Annotated in this window: 2 protein-coding genes; both read left to right on the forward strand. The window is 74.8% G+C overall.

What is annotated here, in order from left to right:
• On the forward strand, positions 1-565 hold a 565-nt coding region (locus ACFQ4H_RS34725), incomplete at its 5' end, for a hypothetical protein (protein WP_377579510.1).
• A gap of 1 nt (position 566) precedes the next feature.
• A partial coding sequence (locus ACFQ4H_RS34730) for a hypothetical protein (protein ID WP_377579512.1) occupies positions 567-1,621 on the forward strand: 1,055 nt, incomplete at its 3' end.

The raw sequence follows: 1,621 nt of genomic DNA on the forward strand, positions 1-1,621 counted from the left end.
GGTCGCGCCCGGCGCGACCGTCCGGCTGCCGTACCCGTGGCGGCCACCGGCCCGCTACCGCCGGGCCGGTGAGCACGTCCCGGTGCCTGCCGCGCTGCTGGCCGGAGAGGTCGACGGACTCGTCACCGACCTGCCGACCACGGTCCGCCGGGTCGTGGTCACGGTGGAGGCGGTCGCCCCGGGCGCCGACCTCGACGACGTGGACGTCGACGTCGACGGTGTCCGGGTCAGCGGCCGGTACGTCACACCCGAGGCCGGCCCACGGCAGCGGATCGTGCTGAGCGTCGAGGCCGAGAAGTCCGCCCGGGCGATCAGCGTGCTGGTGCGCACCGGGGAACGGTGGCAGCTCAGCGGGGTGGTCGGCGACGGTGACGACTCGATCGAGCCGGACGACCGGGCTGCGCGGGAACGCCTGGCCAGCGTGTTCGCCGCCCCGTCCGCACCCGACCTGTCCACCCGCACGGCGGGCCTGACCCGGCGTACCGCGGCGGACCCCGCTCCGACCACCCTGGTGGGTTTCGAGCCCGGCCCGGCGCAGGCCGGTCCGGTGACGAGGGAAGGCTGAGATGACCGAGACACCTGTGGCGCCCGGCTCCGTGCGCCTGTACGACCGGGTGGAGCCGGCCCTGCGGGCAGGGCTCTACCGGGTCAGCTCCACCCTGGACGTGCGGCCCACGACCGGTGGGCAACTCCAGTCGCCGCCCACCCACGCCACCCACGTACAGGTCGACGCACCCCGGTTCGCCCTGGACGCCAGCGAAGTCGCCGCGCAGCACCCCCCGGCGGACGCCGTCGGGACGTTCGGCGACCGACTGCCGCACGCCGTGCTCGGCCGGCGCACCCTGCCCTGGGAGCGTCGGCTGGCCGACGGCACACCGTGGCTGGCGCTGCTGGTCGTCCGCGCCGACGAGGGCAAGCTCGTCAACGGGACCCTTCAGGGACTCGTCGGCAGCACGGTGGTGGCGGCACTGGCCGCCAACCAGCCGGTGGACCCGAACCAGCAGGTGCGCGGGCTACAGGTCAAGGACATCGCGACGTTCCGGGCGCTGCTGCCGAGCCGCGCCGACGTTGCGCTGTTGACCCACGTCCGCCAGGTCAACCTCGCCGACACCGCCCTGGCCGGCAACGACGACGACGGTTGGTTCTCCGTCGTCACCGCAAACCGACTGCCGCTGGCCGGGACCGGGCCCACCACCTGGCTGGCGTGCCTGGTCTCGCTGGAGGCCCGCGACGACGCCTGGTCGACGACGACCGGCACACCACCGACGCTGGTGGTGCTCGCGTCGTGGTCGTTCGTCACCGGTTCGACCGGTGGCACCTTCGAACGACTGGCGGCCGACCTGGATGTGGCGGCCTTCGGGGAGCCCGCGACCGGCAGCGACCCGGTGCTACGCCCCGACGGGGCGGTGCCGCTGACCGGTACGGCCCGCGATGGCAGCCCTACCACGGTCGGCTACCGCTCGCCGCTGCTGGGGTCCGGCGGCGCGGCAGCCGACGACGTCACCGACACGGCCGCGTACGAACTGGGCCGACTGCTGGCCGCAGCGGACGGGCGGTTCATCCGCGAGGTGGTCGGCTGGCACCGCTCAGCCGAGGCCGCCGCCCGATCGGCGGACGTGGC

Source organism: Micromonospora sonneratiae (genome assembly GCF_042679305.1).
Taxonomy (GTDB): domain Bacteria; phylum Actinomycetota; class Actinomycetes; order Mycobacteriales; family Micromonosporaceae; genus Micromonospora_H; species Micromonospora_H sonneratiae.